The 14569-nt window shown below is 42.4% G+C and carries 19 protein-coding genes and 3 pseudogenes; 12 read left to right on the top strand and 10 right to left on the bottom strand.

All coding sequences use genetic code 11. The features are described 5' to 3' along the window. Positions 1-96: 96 nt before the first annotated feature. The 4 genes and pseudogenes from HWQ41_RS30760 to HWQ41_RS30745 form a co-directional block, all read right to left on the bottom strand. Positions 97-1231, bottom strand: a pseudogene (locus tag HWQ41_RS30760) (IS4 family transposase). Between the two features lie 171 nt (positions 1232-1402). Beyond that, a pseudogene (locus tag HWQ41_RS30755) lies at positions 1403-1827 on the bottom strand (AIPR family protein); the annotation flags it as partial. Positions 1828-1910: 83 nt separating this feature from the next. Further along, positions 1911-2144, bottom strand: coding sequence for a hypothetical protein (locus HWQ41_RS30750; RefSeq protein ID WP_292771491.1), 234 nt, complete (start codon positions 2142-2144; stop codon positions 1911-1913). Positions 2145-2169: 25 nt separating this feature from the next. Next, positions 2170-4233, bottom strand: a complete 2064-nt coding sequence (locus HWQ41_RS30745) for a S9 family peptidase (RefSeq protein WP_292771489.1) — start codon at positions 4231-4233, stop codon at positions 2170-2172. A 72-nt stretch (positions 4234-4305) separates the two neighbouring features. On the opposite strand from HWQ41_RS30745, the gene HWQ41_RS30740 reads away from it, so the two are divergent. After that, positions 4306-4596 carry a hypothetical protein gene (locus HWQ41_RS30740; RefSeq protein ID WP_292771487.1) on the top strand — a complete coding sequence of 97 codons (291 nt, stop codon included), beginning with the start codon at positions 4306-4308 and terminating at the stop codon, positions 4594-4596. A 127-nt stretch (positions 4597-4723) separates the two neighbouring features. Here HWQ41_RS30740 and HWQ41_RS30735 read toward each other — a convergent pair whose 3' ends face one another. Then, entirely contained in the window at positions 4724-4864 is a 141-nt protein-coding gene (locus HWQ41_RS30735; RefSeq protein WP_292771485.1) for a hypothetical protein, read from the bottom strand. A gap of 147 nt (positions 4865-5011) precedes the next feature. On the opposite strand from HWQ41_RS30735, the gene HWQ41_RS30730 reads away from it, so the two are divergent. From HWQ41_RS30730 to HWQ41_RS30700, 7 genes are all read left to right on the top strand, one after another. After that, a complete protein-coding gene (locus tag HWQ41_RS30730; protein ID WP_292771483.1) occupies positions 5012-5365 on the top strand; it encodes a hypothetical protein in 354 nt (117 codons plus the stop codon). Positions 5366-5551: 186 nt separating this feature from the next. Next, a complete protein-coding gene (locus HWQ41_RS30725; RefSeq protein ID WP_292771481.1) occupies positions 5552-5698 on the top strand; it encodes a hypothetical protein in 147 nt (48 codons plus the stop codon). Between the two features lie 27 nt (positions 5699-5725). Beyond that, positions 5726-6229: a DUF302 domain-containing protein gene (locus HWQ41_RS30720; protein ID WP_292771479.1), complete on the top strand. Its 504-nt coding sequence runs from the start codon at positions 5726-5728 to the stop codon at positions 6227-6229. A 401-nt stretch (positions 6230-6630) separates the two neighbouring features. Next, the gene (locus HWQ41_RS30715; RefSeq protein ID WP_292771477.1) at positions 6631-7686 is read left to right on the top strand and encodes an alpha/beta hydrolase; all 1056 of its coding nucleotides are present in this window, start codon (positions 6631-6633) and stop codon (positions 7684-7686) included. Positions 7687-7742: 56 nt separating this feature from the next. After that, positions 7743-7877 carry a hypothetical protein gene (locus HWQ41_RS30710; RefSeq protein WP_292771476.1) on the top strand — a complete coding sequence of 45 codons (135 nt, stop codon included), beginning with the start codon at positions 7743-7745 and terminating at the stop codon, positions 7875-7877. 327 nt (positions 7878-8204) lie between these two features. Then, positions 8205-8372 carry a hypothetical protein gene (locus HWQ41_RS30705; protein ID WP_292771474.1) on the top strand — a complete coding sequence of 56 codons (168 nt, stop codon included), beginning with the start codon at positions 8205-8207 and terminating at the stop codon, positions 8370-8372. Positions 8373-8602: 230 nt separating this feature from the next. Continuing rightward, positions 8603-9151, top strand: a complete 549-nt coding sequence (locus HWQ41_RS30700) for a cytochrome b/b6 domain-containing protein (RefSeq protein WP_292771472.1) — start codon at positions 8603-8605, stop codon at positions 9149-9151. Between the two features lie 509 nt (positions 9152-9660). Here HWQ41_RS30700 and HWQ41_RS30695 read toward each other — a convergent pair. Further along, positions 9661-9786 (bottom strand): hypothetical protein, encoded by a 126-nt coding sequence (locus tag HWQ41_RS30695; RefSeq protein ID WP_292771469.1) that lies wholly within the window; start codon positions 9784-9786, stop codon positions 9661-9663. Between the two features lie 119 nt (positions 9787-9905). On the opposite strand from HWQ41_RS30695, the gene HWQ41_RS30690 reads away from it, so the two are divergent. The 4 genes from HWQ41_RS30690 to HWQ41_RS30675 all read left to right on the top strand — a co-directional run bounded on the left by HWQ41_RS30690 (position 9906) and on the right by HWQ41_RS30675 (position 12553). After that, complete coding sequence (locus HWQ41_RS30690) at positions 9906-10871, top strand: aldo/keto reductase (RefSeq protein ID WP_292771467.1); 966 nt, start codon at positions 9906-9908, stop codon at positions 10869-10871. A 228-nt stretch (positions 10872-11099) separates the two neighbouring features. Further along, entirely contained in the window at positions 11100-11252 is a 153-nt protein-coding gene (locus HWQ41_RS30685) for a hypothetical protein (RefSeq protein WP_292771463.1), read from the top strand. Positions 11253-11395: 143 nt separating this feature from the next. Further along, entirely contained in the window at positions 11396-12034 is a 639-nt protein-coding gene (locus HWQ41_RS30680; protein ID WP_292771460.1) for a MarC family protein, read from the top strand. A gap of 240 nt (positions 12035-12274) precedes the next feature. After that, a complete protein-coding gene (locus tag HWQ41_RS30675; RefSeq protein WP_292771458.1) occupies positions 12275-12553 on the top strand; it encodes a DUF2934 domain-containing protein in 279 nt (92 codons plus the stop codon). Between the two features lie 206 nt (positions 12554-12759). Here the strand turns inward: HWQ41_RS30675 and HWQ41_RS30670 are convergent, their stop codons facing one another. The 4 genes and pseudogenes from HWQ41_RS30670 to HWQ41_RS30655 all read right to left on the bottom strand — a co-directional run. Then, the gene (locus tag HWQ41_RS30670) at positions 12760-13080 is read right to left on the bottom strand and encodes a hypothetical protein (RefSeq protein ID WP_292771456.1); all 321 of its coding nucleotides are present in this window, start codon (positions 13078-13080) and stop codon (positions 12760-12762) included. A gap of 99 nt (positions 13081-13179) precedes the next feature. Further along, positions 13180-13368: a hypothetical protein gene (locus HWQ41_RS30665; protein WP_292771453.1), complete on the bottom strand. Its 189-nt coding sequence runs from the start codon at positions 13366-13368 to the stop codon at positions 13180-13182. 23 nt (positions 13369-13391) lie between these two features. Then, a complete protein-coding gene (locus HWQ41_RS30660; protein WP_292771450.1) occupies positions 13392-13646 on the bottom strand; it encodes a hypothetical protein in 255 nt (84 codons plus the stop codon). 106 nt (positions 13647-13752) lie between these two features. Further along, positions 13753-14286, bottom strand: a pseudogene (locus tag HWQ41_RS30655) (winged helix-turn-helix domain-containing protein); the annotation flags it as partial. Positions 14287-14569: the final 283 nt, after the last annotated feature.

Here is a 14569-nt window from a genome sequence, read left to right as displayed (position 1 = left end):
GCTTTTTAGAACAAAACTTTGATACAGGTTTTTTCACAACCCTGGGGTTAGTACGGTGAATTCGTTCGGGTAACAACGTATCCAGAATCTCTACGGTTAACCAATCGAAAAAAGGGGGAATTCTTCTGACTGTAAGCGTTGAAACTTAGGAATAGCACGACGAATGACCCGTAATGCTCCTGTAAAACTCAGACGTAATGGTGGAACCCCGGCAGTAGTTGCGGCTTGAAACATTAACACCCTTACTGACCAATGTCCCAACAACCAGCCATATATTTCCTGCACTACTTCGCGTGGTTTTTGGGAACGAACGTGAGTTTTTCGCCCTAAAAGGTGTATTTTCAATTCATCAATGGTATTTTCTACTTCCCAACGCTGATGATAAACTCTTGCTAACAACTCTGCCGGAAATTTTTCAATATCTAATAAGCTAGTAATCAAGCGATATGTAAGTTGTTCAGTTGGGCTTTCTGGATGCTCAATAGTATACTCTCTTCCCTCGTACTAGTATTGGCTGAGAACCCTTTTTTCGGAGTTTTCCTGATGGGTAAATCCTAGACAAATAGGAGCCATCGCTGAGAGGTTGTTCCACGATAAACTTAACATTAGCAGGTATTCTGCCTAAATAATCACATCCTTGGGAAACTGTTGCCTGTACCATTGCATTCTTATGCAAGCCCCTATCCCACATCAATAACATTCCTGTGGTGACTGAGCGTAACAACTTTAACGCTCGTACACCCTCTCCCATGTGATATGGGCACATCAAAGCATCAAAAATTAAGTGCGTACCTGCTTCAATTAAGATTACTAATCTGACTTTTGGAAAAGCTGCTACTGTCCCAGGACGACTGCCAGGACGACCAAAAACTCTCGCATTTTCATCGCTGTCTGGGACATCGAAACAGGTGCCATCAATGGCTACAATTCTTAGCCCATTGAGAAATGCTCCTAATGTCTCCTGTGTCGCCATTGGTCGTATTAATTGATGAAATAATTGGCTCATTACCCTTGCCCCTAATCGCTGTCGGGCTTGTGTAATGGCTGACTTACAAGGTATTCGCCAGTATTTCCCAACCTTAATCCATGCCTCACTTAAACCATCAATCAAGTTCTTAAGTACATCCCGCATTGAATCTTTTGACCACAAACTCATTGCTATTACAAGGCTTACCACCAATTGTGCTGGTAATGACCGCTTGCGTTCTTCTTCGCTTTGAGTATTTGCCATCGCCTGTTCAATTGCCGTTGCTGGAATAGCCATCTCGATTGCTTTAAGCAAGTCACCATTTTGTATATCAGGACACACCAACGAAAAATCTCTCAGATGCACCACACTTAATTTCCATTCTTGGGAACAATGCTTAATTTACATGACTTTGAGGCTTAACTGAACCGTATTGAGGGCTATATCCTTAGCCTCGTCTTCCGAGAGTCCGATGTGGATGGTAACTTTTACCCTCGCTTGACTTAAATTGTAGTTATAATTTTTCGCTTGCTCAAATCCTAAAACTGTGTGTCCACCATTAATAATGCCATCACTACCCCCTCGCTAGCTTCTTTTATCTCTAGTTCTAGTGAGGTTTTGCTTGGTTTAACTTTATTGGCTGACAGAACGATTCCACTGTGACGGGAGAAGAATTTTTCGGGTTGAGTAGTCAGTGAGTCGAAGACTTGTCTGTAGGTCGCGCTTTTACGGTTTGGTTCCCTGATTTTAGGTTCTAGGGGGAGGTCTGTGGGGAACGAGTCTACATGAGCAGTGGCGATGATGCAATTGGGGTTGGCTTCAAAATAGTTATCTATCTTAATGTTCCAAGTCTTGGGCATAGTTTGTTTTAGTTAAATTCGTTTTGGACTTGTTGATTCGGGAATGGGAGTTTTTAGCAAGAAAGGCAGAGGGCAGGAGGCAGCTATGCTGAAGGGAATTCTGATTCGTGTCCTCTGCTACGACCGAAGTCCGTAAGGGTTGAAGCCCCACTCCAAAATCTCTGATTTGGTGTCCTGTTCTGCTGCTTGCGCTCAATTCTATCATTGCGCCTCTCCATCGCCTCTAGGTGTGCCATCACCAGAGTCGCCAAGGGGTTACGGCTGGCTTCTAATTCAGACTGATGTTGTTCATAGTCTAACAATTTGACAATTGTCAAGTGAAACTCCACATTGTAAATTTCGTTAGTTGCTTTTTTTCTTTCTCAATTTTGGCTCAAAAATAGGAGATGCGGTTGAGGGTGTGAGATATTTATCGTACCAAGCTAAATAACGTTCTAGGACATCACGTTGATAACTCGGTTTGCTGATGCCGTGAGACTGTCCAGGATAAACTACTAATTGAGTATCAATTCCCAGACTTTTGAGTGCTTGATACATCTGTTCAGAGTTATGTAGTGGTACAGAAAAATCCTTATCACCTGCCATAAATAGTGTTGGTGTAACAATGCGGTCAGCGTGAAGAAAGGGGAAAGAAATTCGTAGCCAGACATCGAGGTTCTTCCACGGTACACCAAGCTCTTGTTCATAGTCATCAATATACTCATCAGTACCATAGGTTGCCAGAATATTTGATTCACCAGCCCCACTGACTGCGGCTTGAAAGCGGTGATCTTGAGCAATAGTGTAGTTGGTCAACATTCCCCCGTAACTCCAGCCACCAATTCCTAAGCGTGATGGTGCAGCAATTCCAGTAGCGATCGCATAATCTGTACCAGCAATAATATCTTGAGCGTCTTTGTTTCCCCAGTCTGCATAAATTGCTTTGGAGAAGGCTTCTCCTCTGCCTGAACTACCGCGTGGGTTAACACCCACAACGACATAGCCGTGAGCTGCAAACAGTTGCCAATTAAACATAAACTGGTTTGTGAACTGACCGACAGGCCCGCCGTGCAACATTAGCAGTGTTGGGTATTTCTTCCCTGGCTGATAGTGAGGTGGCTTGACAAGAAAGCCATGAATTTCTGTACCATCTTTACTCTTAAAGCTGATTTCATCTGTAGTTGCTAAATTTAACTGCGCTAGTAACTGATCGTTTTGGTGTGATATTAAACGCAAATTTTTACCATTAAAGGCAAAGACTGCATTTGGTTGTTGTAGCGTTGAGGAAAGTAAAGCGATTTTGCCATCGCGTCCTAAATCAAATTTACTAATCTCTCGTCTTCCTGCTAGGAATCGCTCGATTTTGCCACCAGTTACAGGTATTTTTGCTAGGTGAACATTGCCATCATCTTCGATTAAAAACAGTATTGATTTACCATCTGTGGTAAAGCGCGGTTTGGCAACATTGCGATCAAGGTTGGCAGTCAGTAGACGGGGAGTACCACCCTCGGCGGGGATAATGGCGAGATGGTGAACTGCGTACTCAATAAGTTTGGGTGAACCTCCCTGCAAATAAGCAATTGACTTACCATCTGGACTCCAAACCGGACGGCTATCCCAATCAGGATCGGAGTCAGGCCCAATAAAGGTAGTTAGCTGACGGGCTTTGGCTCCCGATTGGGCGGCGATTGCATACAGATCCCAATTATTATTGCGATCGCTTTCTTGACCACGTTTACTCACAAAAGCAATATTTTTGCTATCAGGTGACCAAGCAGGTAAATACTCATTAAATGAACCTGGGGTGAGAATATCTGCTTTGCGAGTTGCTAAGTCCAATACATAAAGATGTTCTCGACTTTTATCGATAAAACCCACACCGTCTTCTAAGAAGTGAAATTGATCAATAACAATCGGTGATGGGGTTTTCCCATTAAAGGGTGTTTCTGAAACTGGTTCAGAGGCAATTACCGCTAGTTGCCGACTGTCACCAGACCAGACAAAATCGGTAACATCACCAGCAAAGTCTGATATTTTCTCGGCTTCACCGCCTGCTAGGTTGAGCAACCAAATTTGCTGTTTTCCCGATTGACGGCTGGAGCGAAAAGCTAGATATTTACCATCTGGGCTAAACCGAGGATTGTATTCACTATCGTTACCGTTAGTTAACTGTAATGTTTGGGAGCCATCCCAAGAAGTCATGTAAATATGGTTATCTCGTGTATCATTTTTCAGAGCGGTGTTAGTTACTGTGTAAGCAATCCAGTTTCCAGAGGGAGAAAGTTGGGGATCGCTAATTTGGCGAAAGGCGAATTGATCGTCGAGTGTTAGCAGGCGTTTTTCTTGGGCTTGAACCTGAATATTGATAGCGCTTATCGTTACTAAAACACTGCAAGCCAAAGCGATTTTTGTGAGCTTTTTCATCATACTTTTGGGACAGACTACTAGTTTCTCGTTAATGTCAATACCGTTGCCAAAATAAGAGTATGAAGAGGTAGGGTGTTTCGTAGTAGAGTTATTGTCTCTCACAACGATAACTCAAACACTATAAGCAGCCCATGCCCGATATCTTATTACTTTGACGATGGCAACCAAATAACCATACAGTTAAAAGCGCAAGTAATCACTGACTCAAAGAATATTGAAGGTTTTGGGAAACTAGGACAATATCCTCTCAATAGAACATTCAGTGTCGGGTTGGTCTATGACAATGATTGGACTGGCAGCAGCGATAGTCAATTCCAACAGTCCAATCCCCTAGACGGGTTGTGGAAAATTAGTTTGGAGTGAATACTCGTCCGACGCCAAAGTTGGGATTGTGAGTGCGGCTTTCTGGATGATACTGTGTAGGGCGTTCGTCGCAGACGTTGGCGTAGCCATCGCTTAATTTACTTCCTTATGCCATTCGCCTCTGGACTCATCTAGGAACAGGACTAGCTGCTGTAGTAGAAGCAGGACTAGCTGGAGCAACAGCAGTTGGTGTTTGAGGCGTAGTACTAGTGGATTCTTCAGGTTTGGAACCACAAATACTTAGCATCAGCACTATAAATAACGTCACGAGCAAACTTGATTAAATCATCTGCTTTTCGCAGAACCTTGTCTACCACCACTGCGTAATTGATCCCACGCTGTCACTTCACCCATTGTCTGCATCAACTTCTCTCTTTCTGACGCTCTTGGGTTTTCCTCGCTTGAATGATGAGTGATGTCTACGACGGCAAGCTACGCTTTGGCTGTTAAAAAGCTGCTCTCAAAAATTGGTAGAGTTAATAAGACTACCCAACAGCTTTGGGGAGTATCGTTGGCAATGCCCATCTACAGAAAATGTTACGCAAACAATTGGCACGAAATAGCGCAAGTATCAAACAAGCAGCCCAGTGGCGCTGTCGGCACTGGGGGCAAAAGTGTTTATGACAAGAGCGAGAAGCCAAAGGGATTGTCCCGCTCTGAATGGACAGTAATGACCCTCTCGGTACATCATGCCAATTTTACGCCTAAAGATAACCAAAAAAGAAAATCTAATTCCGCTCTGCACCCCATGCCATATTTCACTGCATAGTCGGGCGCGAAGGCGGTCAAACACCTCACCTGGACAGCTAGAATTACCACTTGACGAATGAATAACGACGTTGTGATTTTTATTATCAGTGCTGGTTTGCTTGTTATGTATCTGGTGTTCTCGGCATTGACCGAGATGGGGACAAAGCTACCGTGGAACAAGTAGAGGTGGAGTGTTGTCAGTGCGATGCCTGCGGCGGGCGGGTACGCCATCGCACTTCTTACATCTGTCATTGCCCCAGCTACCAACGAAGCGATCGCTTATTCTACTCAGAAGGTGATGATATTGTCGTCAGATTCATCACAAATCAAAACACGTCTGTTTAAAAACTAGATTCGGTTATACACCAGCTTAACAGCCATGAGAACCATCATTGACATGAACCACCAAATGGTAAAAGTGACTTCGACCTTTGACGATTTTACCCGGAACCTTGAAGTTGCGCTGGGCCGCCTAGACCCAACGATTATTCAAAAAGTAGGAGCAGAACCGGCATTCGTCGAAGCGCACCTGAAGCAAATGGGGGGCGAAGAGGACTTAATTCTGTTTGATATTCAAAACCACGGCCAGCTGTTGACTATACTGGGTACGCCTAAAAAGGCCAAGCAGTATGTGGTAGGCAATCCGTTGATTGCCATTAAAATGACACAGCACGACATCCGAGCGGCACTGTACGCGCCCTTACGCGTGCTGGTGTATGAAGCAGCGGATCAGTCGGTTTATGTTGAATATGATTTGCCCTCGTCCCTGTTCGGGCAGTTTGGCAATGCGGAAGTAACCAAGGTAGCCAAGTCGCTGGATCTGAAGTTGGTGAATTTGATTGCCAAGGTTGATAAATTTAATCTTAGCCAATCGACTAAATAGGCAGGGTAGGCGATCGATCGCTATGCATCCTCTCTACGAGACGCTAAAAGCGAACGCAGACTCGCTAAAAGCGAACGCGAGTGCGTCTCTAAGAGAAGATATGCCTTTATGCGTTGCCTCAAGGGACGCGAGTGCGTCTCCCCTTCTCACATTGGTAGAGGCTAGCGCCAAGGGAGAAGAGAAGGCTTTACGCTACGCTAACAAAATTGTTGCATTAAAGACATTTTCAGACTCTTATTTAAACCCCGACTGAAAATGGCGCTACCTGTATTGTTGGGGTCTTAAACCCTTTGATTTACGATAAAAAGAAAACGCTACGCAAACAATTAGGATCTATGAGATATTTACATCATCTGGTGCTGAGTATATGTAGTTGCATCGTATTACTGAGGACGACTGCAATGCCCTGTTTTGCCGCTGAGAAAATTATTTTTCGCTATGGTATGTTTGAAGAATCGCTACCTATTGCTGATTTACGTAAGTATGCACAAAGGCAAGAAGTTTCTTCTGATTTGCAATTTTTTCTCAAATTTTTCAGTCGGGAAGAACAAAAAGAGTTTCATCAGGCGCTACAAGTAAAAGCACCTCTTGATATTGTGGCTTTGGATAAGCTGTTAAATACAGAACTAGCTAAAGAAATTCTCTCGGCGGTCTCCCAAGGTATCGCCCGTCGTGACCAAGCCGGGGTACAAGCGCTAGACGCGGCTGTGATCATCGGGGCTAATTCTCAAGAGGGTTTGGGGATCATCAGCTTTCTGGAAGCATATCCTAGTCAAAGACTAGTTATTAATGTTCCAGCAGTGTTAGAAATAGCAAGCAAGTTAAATTTATCTCCTATTGAAATACCACCTAAAGATAACTTAAGCTCTACACCTTTATGGCAACTGGAAGTTCAATATCAGCAATTTGCTACTCAAGGAAAGCAATTCCAGGCTTGCTTGTTTGGGGATTCTGTAACTGCCGAAATGGGTAAGACTCTGGGGAAAGGTACTTTTAATTTTGCCTTAAATGGGATAAGCGGGATTTCACTTGTTGAACAACTAAAACTTCTCATTCCAACTAAAGTTAAATGCGAAAAAGCTGTGATTGCTATTGGGGGTAATGATGCATGGTATGGATTAAGTGATTCCTTATTTGCGAACAAACTCCAAGATTCAATTTCCTTAGTACGAAGCCTTGGGAGTAATGAAATATTCTTAATCCCCGCTTTTTACTCAACAGTTGCCGCTAGTAAAGATCCAAGTATTTCAGCAACAAATCTTCGGGTAGAGCAAATCAATACTGTGATGAATCAAGTTGCAATTAAAAATCATATACCATTGGAACTACAACAGGTTCAATCATTAAATGAGAATAATGCTTTGAAAGATGATTTAAGTTCAGAGGATGGCGCTCATTTAAATAATCAGGGAATAAATATTTATCGGCAGGCTTTATTAAAGATTCTAGGTAAATAACGAGATTTGATTAACATGACACAACCAAAAATCAATCTCAGTGAACTCAATGAGTAATGAACAATCAACTCAAACCTCGACAACTGAGCATAGTGCTGACGTTATTTACGGTGCTGATGCTAGGTAGTTGTGGTCAAAAACCTGAAGAATCTACTAACACTACGCCTCAAACACCAACTGCTGTAGAATAACTCAGCAGCCAACTCATAGCGCTCGGTCATCGCAACTCTTGGAGACGCTGCGCGCTAAGCGAAGCTATGCCGAAGGCTTTACGCCACAACTGGCTATTAATGTACTAAAATATACATAGTAAATCCGCCCCTGGCGTACCCGCCCACTTTATAGCGATCGCTCTTTTTTCCTCTAAGAACGGGGTGGGGTGCGATGGCGTACCCGCGCAGGCATCGCACTGATATATTTCCTCTCTACGTGACGCTCTGCGCGTTCGGCATCGCTTATCATAACCCATATATAAAGTTTCCTCTCTTCTCTTCTTAGGCTGCGCCCTAAGCGAAGCTATGCCGCAGGCTTTACGAGACGCTACTCGCGTTCGCTTGAATCGGGAGAGCGATGTCTACGACGGGCTGCGACGCTCCTGCGTCGCTCTAAGCGAAGCTATGCCGAAGGCTTTACGCTGCGCTATCGGTGTCGCTTTTTTTGATTTTTTGTCCGTCTCTAAGTCATGACTATAACCATGACTAAACTCATGGTTATAGTCATGACTTTTTTCTCTAGTAACTACCATATTTCGCCGATTAGATTTGTTTCAAATACCAAAAATACGCTCTTAATTTCTGACGAGTTAGTAATTAGTTAAACCATCCTGAGAACTGGTAAGTCTTACTGTATTTTATTCGAGCAATAGCTGAAAACAGTATTGATATGCTATGAATTTTTTGTCGGAGTAAATAAAGTGATGGTCATTGCGACACCTAAAATAAAAAAGATTACACAACAACGTTTATGGTTTCTACATTGGCTAATGGCAAGTTTCTACTTGTTTTTGTTTGCTGGTGGAATTTACATGACTCACTTAGGACGTGATGTTTTCTATCGACGACCTTGGTATGACTTCCACAAAACTCTTGGAGTTATAGTCATGAGTTTGTTACTAGCACGAATTACTTTCCTGTTACGTGTTCAGCTAAATAACAAGCGTTTATCACAGCAGAAAAAGAATTGGGTGCAAACATTCGTTGTCCATACATCTCTGTACTTATTTATGATATTTGTCCCTTTAAGCGGTTACTTGTTATCTAATGCTGGTGGTCATGACATCATTATCTTCGGTACTAATATTGCTTTACCACAGTTATTTGTTAAGAATAGGCAATTAGCCATTTTGGGTACAAGCTTACATTTTTGGTTATCTTACACTTTTCTCGTTTTCATTTTTTTACACACCCTACAACAGTGGAGATATTTACGGGGTATTTGGCGGAGATTCTATAAAATGTCAGTGTAGTTTTTAATTATCTGAGGGCGATGCCTGCCCCGTCTTGCTACGCATCCTTAACTTTTCCTCGCTTGAATGAGGGCGATGCCGAAGGCGGAACGAAACTATTGCTGCAATAATCCTGTTCATGAATCTTTTTCCTTTATTGAACTCTTGTAATTAAGCCAGTTATTTTTTTGACTTAATTGTGATGAATTTAACTAGATTAATTCATTAACTAACAGTTCTTTGTTTTTAAAGATTTTATTTAGACTTATGTCAATGTTGTGTCATCACTATGTCTTATATGTATACATTCAATTCCGATGAGAGTGTCATTTACATCATTACTAGCCACAGGTGAGAGCATCGACAACGCCGCCGCCGCTCCCAACACTCACTGAAGATTAGCTGTATCTCTGACTGCGTTAGAACTTTGGCACGTCCATGCCGATTTTTTTTATCGCGCTGACTGTAGACCCTGTGATCCACAACCTACAACGTTTTGACACATGATTTGCATAACTCTTTGACCAAGATTAGCGATCGCGCCAAGGCAAACGCCCAATCGCTAGTAAATTGCACAGGTGCGCCCCGCCCCGGTCTAAACTATGGCTAGCGACACCGAGTAGCCCGCCCTCTCTACGAGACGCTCCGCGTAGCAAGATCCACGTTCGCGCAGCGTCCCGCTCTTAAGTGGTACGGCATCGCCCTATAAAGGTTTCTTAGAGGAAACCTCTATAGTTGGCACAAGTAATTCTAAAACTGTCTTGAGAGAAAACTTATGGTTGTTACACAAAGACGTAAACTTGGACGTTCAGAACTAGAAGTATCACCACTATCTTTTGGTGGCAACGTGTTTGGCTGGACAATTGATGAAAACAGTTCATTTGAGATTTTAGATAACTTTATAGCGGCTGGAGGTAATTTTATTGACACAGCCGATGTTTATTCAAAGTGGGTTGCAGGAAATCTTGGTGGAGAGTCTGAGACAATTTTAGGAAAATGGCTCAAGCAGCGTGGTCATCGTGACCAAGTGGTGATTGCAACTAAGGTTGGCAACGATATGGGTGTTAAAGGCAAAGGGCTTTCTCGTAAACACATTCAACAAGCTGTTGAAGACTCATTGCAAAGGTTACAAACTGATTATATTGATCTATATCAATCGCATATCGACGATGAAAGCACTCCACTTGAAGAAACTCTTGAAACCTACGCAGAATTGATTCGTCACGGAAAAGTACGTGCGATTGGTGCTTCAAACTATAGTGCAGAGCGTTTGCGGAGGGCATTAGAAATTAGCCGTCAGCATGGCTATCCTCGCTACGAAAGCCTTCAGCCCCGTTATAACTTGTATGACCGAGATGGTTATGAGCAGGATTTACAACAAATTTCCCAAGAACAGGAAATTGGTGTGATTAGCTATTCCTCTCTGTGCAGTGGCTTTCTCTCTGGTAAATATCGTTCAGAAGAAGATTTGTCTATTAGTCTGCGTGGTAGTTCTGTAAAAAGATATTTAAACCCTCGTGGTTTGCGAATTCTAGAGGCAATTGATCGGGTGGCAAAGATTTATAATTTTACTCCCACCCAAGTTTCTCTGGCGTGGCTGATTGCTAATCCTACCATTACCGCACCTATTGTTAGTGCAACAAAGGTTGAGCAACTCAACGATATCATCAAAGCTGTCAATATAAAGCTCGACCAAGATGCTATTGTCCTTCTCAATCAAGCCAGTTCCTCAAACAGCTAGTACCGCTACCTTGGAAGTCAACAGTCAACAGTTATTCCCCCCATCCCCCCATATAAAGAGCTTTCCTCTTTGAAAAAGGGCGGCACATTCCGATGCTTGGCTTGGGCGAAGGGCTGGGGGTGGGGTTCTTCGGGTTTAATAAGCAATCAAGCGGACATGATATGAGGGGGCGATGCCTGCCCCGTCTTGCTACGCATCCTTAACTTTTCCTCGCTTGAATGAGGAGCAATGCCGAAGGCGGAACGAAAAGCGACCATCGCACATCAAATTACTTTGGTCGCTACTTTTCCTAATGCCATCTCTAAACGATTGGTAAATTCTGAGGAGCGTAGGCTAGCAAAAACCGCAGGTATCGCTATGCATCCTCTAAGAACGGGGTAGGGTGCGATGGCGTACCCGCCCGCCGCAGGCATCGCATCGGTGGTTCTTGGAGTTTTTTGTGAAAGCAGTAAAATGGGTACAACCGCACTCCCACTGTCTGCTAAACTCTGCTTCTAGGAAACCTAGATATCCAAATATTGATAATGTCGTTAATTCCAAATACATTCTTCACCTTTGTGGCTCTTTTCCCAATCGCCAATCCAATAGGTGCAGTTCCGGTTTTTTACAGCTTAACAGCGATGGAAACATCATCTGGGCGTCATCGGCAGGCGATACAAACTGCCATAAATGTAGTCTTAGTTTTAGCTGTGTTTTTAGTAGCTGGCAGGTGGATTCTAGAATTTTTTGGAATCTCATTAAATGTGCTACGGCTAGCAGGGGGATTACTTGTTGCTCATACAGCGTGGGAAATGGTTACAGCCCGTCAACGACTAACTCCATCAGAAAATGATGAGGCTATAGATAAAGAAGATATTTCTTTTACACCAATGGCAGTGCCATTAATCAGTGGGCCTGGAGCAATTGGGGTAGTAACTAGTTTATCGATTAGCTTTAAGCATTGGGTAGACTATCTTGAGTCTTTAGTGGGAATTGTTTTAATAGGTATAAGCCTTTATCTGTGCCTGGCCTTAGGAGAACCACTTATTAAGAAGTTAGGAAAAAATGGTGTGGGAGCCTTAAATCGAGTTTTTGGTTTTTTCATCCTAGCAATTGGTGTGCGGTTTATTGCCGATGGCTCTATTTCCTTGTTGAAAGAGGCGTTCCATATTCAAGTTAAATAATCTTTAACTTCTCAAAAGTTCAGAATTTATGGAGTTGAATAAATGTTATAAAAAAAAGATGGCATTGCAACTTAACTGCTGGAATTTTCAATTATGAAGTTGCTCTGTTTTCTTGATTCGTGCAAGAGGTCTAATGAATAACCCATATATAAAGTTTCCTCTCTACGATCCGCTACTCGCGTTCGCTTGAATCATGCTGTTTTAACTTTTAAATAAGTCCCTTTCCAGAGGAAAAAATATATGCCTTACGATATGACAATGTGTCCAGGACAAAATTGCCCGCTCAAACAAAATTGTTCCCGTTTTACAGATGAAATTCTGGGTCGTCAGGATTTTTTTGGAGAAGCTCCCTATAATTTTATTACTAATTATTGTAAACATTTTATCAGTAACCGCCCAGATGAAAATAAAATCCGTTTAAAAGCTTATGAAATTTGGCAACAAATGGGCTATCCAAATGGCAAGTCTGTAGAACATTGGCTTCAGGCTGTAAAGGAGTTGATAGATTTTAAAATTTAACTTTATTAGGTAAATTAAGCTCTGAAGTTAACTGTTAACAATTAGACCTATTGCAAAAAAAAATTATGGTACATACAGCACTTCCCGCTATTATGCAATACAGTTTTTCCCCTTGCCTATCTCATCTCATAGCTTTCAGCTTTAAAGATGTACCTCATAGCTGCCGGAAGTGCTGTATAGGACTCGTATTTGATTTCTGAAAAAAATCAGTCTGCCACCTCACCGTCATGTTTCTGCTTGCGTTGAGGGTAGGTTGTGATTTGATGCCATGCCTGGGCTGCGATCGCTCCTGCTGTTACCAAAAACAACAATAACCCTGACACTGTTCCACTTTGAGAGGCTATGGCAACGCTAGGCACGGTGGCGACGGTTGCCTCAACAGCAATAACTGTTGTATTCAGTTTCTGCGGTTCTGCTCCTGGTTGCTGAGGTAACGGTTCTGTGAATATGAATATGGGTTTTGGTGGCAGGGCTGACTTGACTCTCTCAATTCCCACAGGAATCAGAATTATTGGGTATTGACTCATAAATGTAATCTGTGCAGTAGGTTAGGAGAGCGATTACCTGCGGTTTCTCTAAGAATGGGGTAAGCGATCGCAATCAAATTACTTTGGTCGCTACTTTTCCTAATGCGGCAACCAGCGATTTAAAGATTCCTTGCGCTGTTGATTTCTTTGTCCTGGGGTCATATCAAAAGGACTTTGTTTATTAAATGCCTGTGGGTTATACATTCCTGTTTCGCAGTTTCCATACATAGGATTAGGTATAGCAATGTAAGCTGGTTTAATCATCCCATTTGGCAAGGCATCAAACACACCATAAAAATTACGATTCTTATCTACATAGTCACGACGTTGTTGGTTATTCTTACCTGCTGTTTCATCAAAATCATTAGGTTATCCCCAATCAAGGCAATTACTGTGTATTTTGTTCTATCAGCACTACCATTTTTAACAGCATCCACTCGCCATTGTTTAGAGGTATTTTCTTTGCCATTAATCATTTTGCTAAATTCTCCTTTTAGTAAAACTGTCTGTTCATTGACTCCTGTAAATCCAACTGATTTTAAATTATTAATAGTAGTTATTTCCAAATCATTATTTTTAGAAGTTTTAACAGTTTTTTATCTCGATATGTTTATGAGGACATAACCCAATACGGTTCAGTTAAGGCTTAACTCTTTGTCAAAGTCAATTTTTTTAACGAACCGCGAAGGACGCGAAGGACGCAAAGGAAGAGAAGAAAGAGAAGGAAGAAATCGTTAACTGAACTGTATTGGGACATAACCAACGCATTAATCGGACAAAAAACTTCAGTTGCGCTTTAAAAAATGCCCTTTCTTCTAGGGTTGCACTTTTTTCATGCAATGGTCTTGGTAATTGTAAGGTCAAACCCAGTCGTCTTAGTTGTCTCCACGCCGTTGTCCGATGTATGCGGATACCAAACTGTTGTTTAATCAATTCCCCTACTTTTGGTCCACTCCATAACCCACCGTCATCTGGAGGTGATTGTAATCGTTCAAAAAGTTGCTTTTGCTGTTCTGGAGTTAAGGCTTTTTGTTTACCTCCAGGGTTGTTTTTATGTCCGTCTACAATCCCTTCTACACCTAGAGCATTGTAACAGCGAGCAATTTTTTGTACCCAATCAGCACTAAAACCTGTAATGGCAGCTACTTGCTCTACTTTCATTAGTTTTCCTGGTCGGCTCAACAGACGAATCACCAACCATCGGGTGCGTTCTTTTACATCTCTACAACGACGGTAGCGCCCTTGTTAATTCTGCATAATCCAGGTGAGGAATGATCTTAATCCGAGTACGAGGCATCACTGTACACCGATTTTACTTCCATTAAATAATACTATCTATTGCAACTTGGTATTACTAATCCCTTTTTGTGTGTCTTGCTGCAATTGTGACACTAGGACTACTGGTAATAACGCAGTAACAGGAAAGAATTGAGAGGATAGTTTATATCATGTCCGGGTAATTAGTTGTGATTCCCATAGTCATTGCACC

Source organism: Nostoc sp. NOS(2021) (assembly GCF_017115025.1).
Lineage (GTDB): Bacteria > Cyanobacteriota > Cyanobacteriia > Cyanobacteriales > Nostocaceae > Nostoc.
The sequence above is the reverse complement of the archived record's forward strand: the minus strand, read 5'-3'. Positions and strand labels throughout refer to the sequence as shown.

Bases quoted from the DNA above. Each gene is read 5' to 3' on its own strand.
- HWQ41_RS30745 (WP_292771489.1), bottom strand. From the start codon at position 4,233: ATGATGAAAAAGCTCACAAAAATCGCTTTGGCTTGCAGTGTTTTAGTA.
- HWQ41_RS30730 (WP_292771483.1), top strand. From the start codon at position 5,012: ATGTCTACGACGGCAAGCTACGCTTTGGCTGTTAAAAAGCTGCTCTCA.
- HWQ41_RS30725 (WP_292771481.1), top strand. From the start codon at position 5,552: ATGCCTGCGGCGGGCGGGTACGCCATCGCACTTCTTACATCTGTCATT.
- HWQ41_RS30720 (WP_292771479.1), top strand. From the start codon at position 5,726: ATGAGAACCATCATTGACATGAACCACCAAATGGTAAAAGTGACTTCG.
- HWQ41_RS30715 (WP_292771477.1), top strand. From the start codon at position 6,631: ATGCCCTGTTTTGCCGCTGAGAAAATTATTTTTCGCTATGGTATGTTT.
- HWQ41_RS30710 (WP_292771476.1), top strand. From the start codon at position 7,743: ATGAACAATCAACTCAAACCTCGACAACTGAGCATAGTGCTGACGTTA.
- HWQ41_RS30705 (WP_292771474.1), top strand. From the start codon at position 8,205: ATGCCGCAGGCTTTACGAGACGCTACTCGCGTTCGCTTGAATCGGGAG.
- HWQ41_RS30700 (WP_292771472.1), top strand. From the start codon at position 8,603: ATGGTCATTGCGACACCTAAAATAAAAAAGATTACACAACAACGTTTA.
- HWQ41_RS30690 (WP_292771467.1), top strand. From the start codon at position 9,906: ATGGTTGTTACACAAAGACGTAAACTTGGACGTTCAGAACTAGAAGTA.
- HWQ41_RS30685 (WP_292771463.1), top strand. From the start codon at position 11,100: ATGCCGAAGGCGGAACGAAAAGCGACCATCGCACATCAAATTACTTTG.
- HWQ41_RS30680 (WP_292771460.1), top strand. From the start codon at position 11,396: ATGTCGTTAATTCCAAATACATTCTTCACCTTTGTGGCTCTTTTCCCA.
- HWQ41_RS30675 (WP_292771458.1), top strand. From the start codon at position 12,275: ATGCCTTACGATATGACAATGTGTCCAGGACAAAATTGCCCGCTCAAA.
- HWQ41_RS30670 (WP_292771456.1), bottom strand. From the start codon at position 13,080: ATGAGTCAATACCCAATAATTCTGATTCCTGTGGGAATTGAGAGAGTC.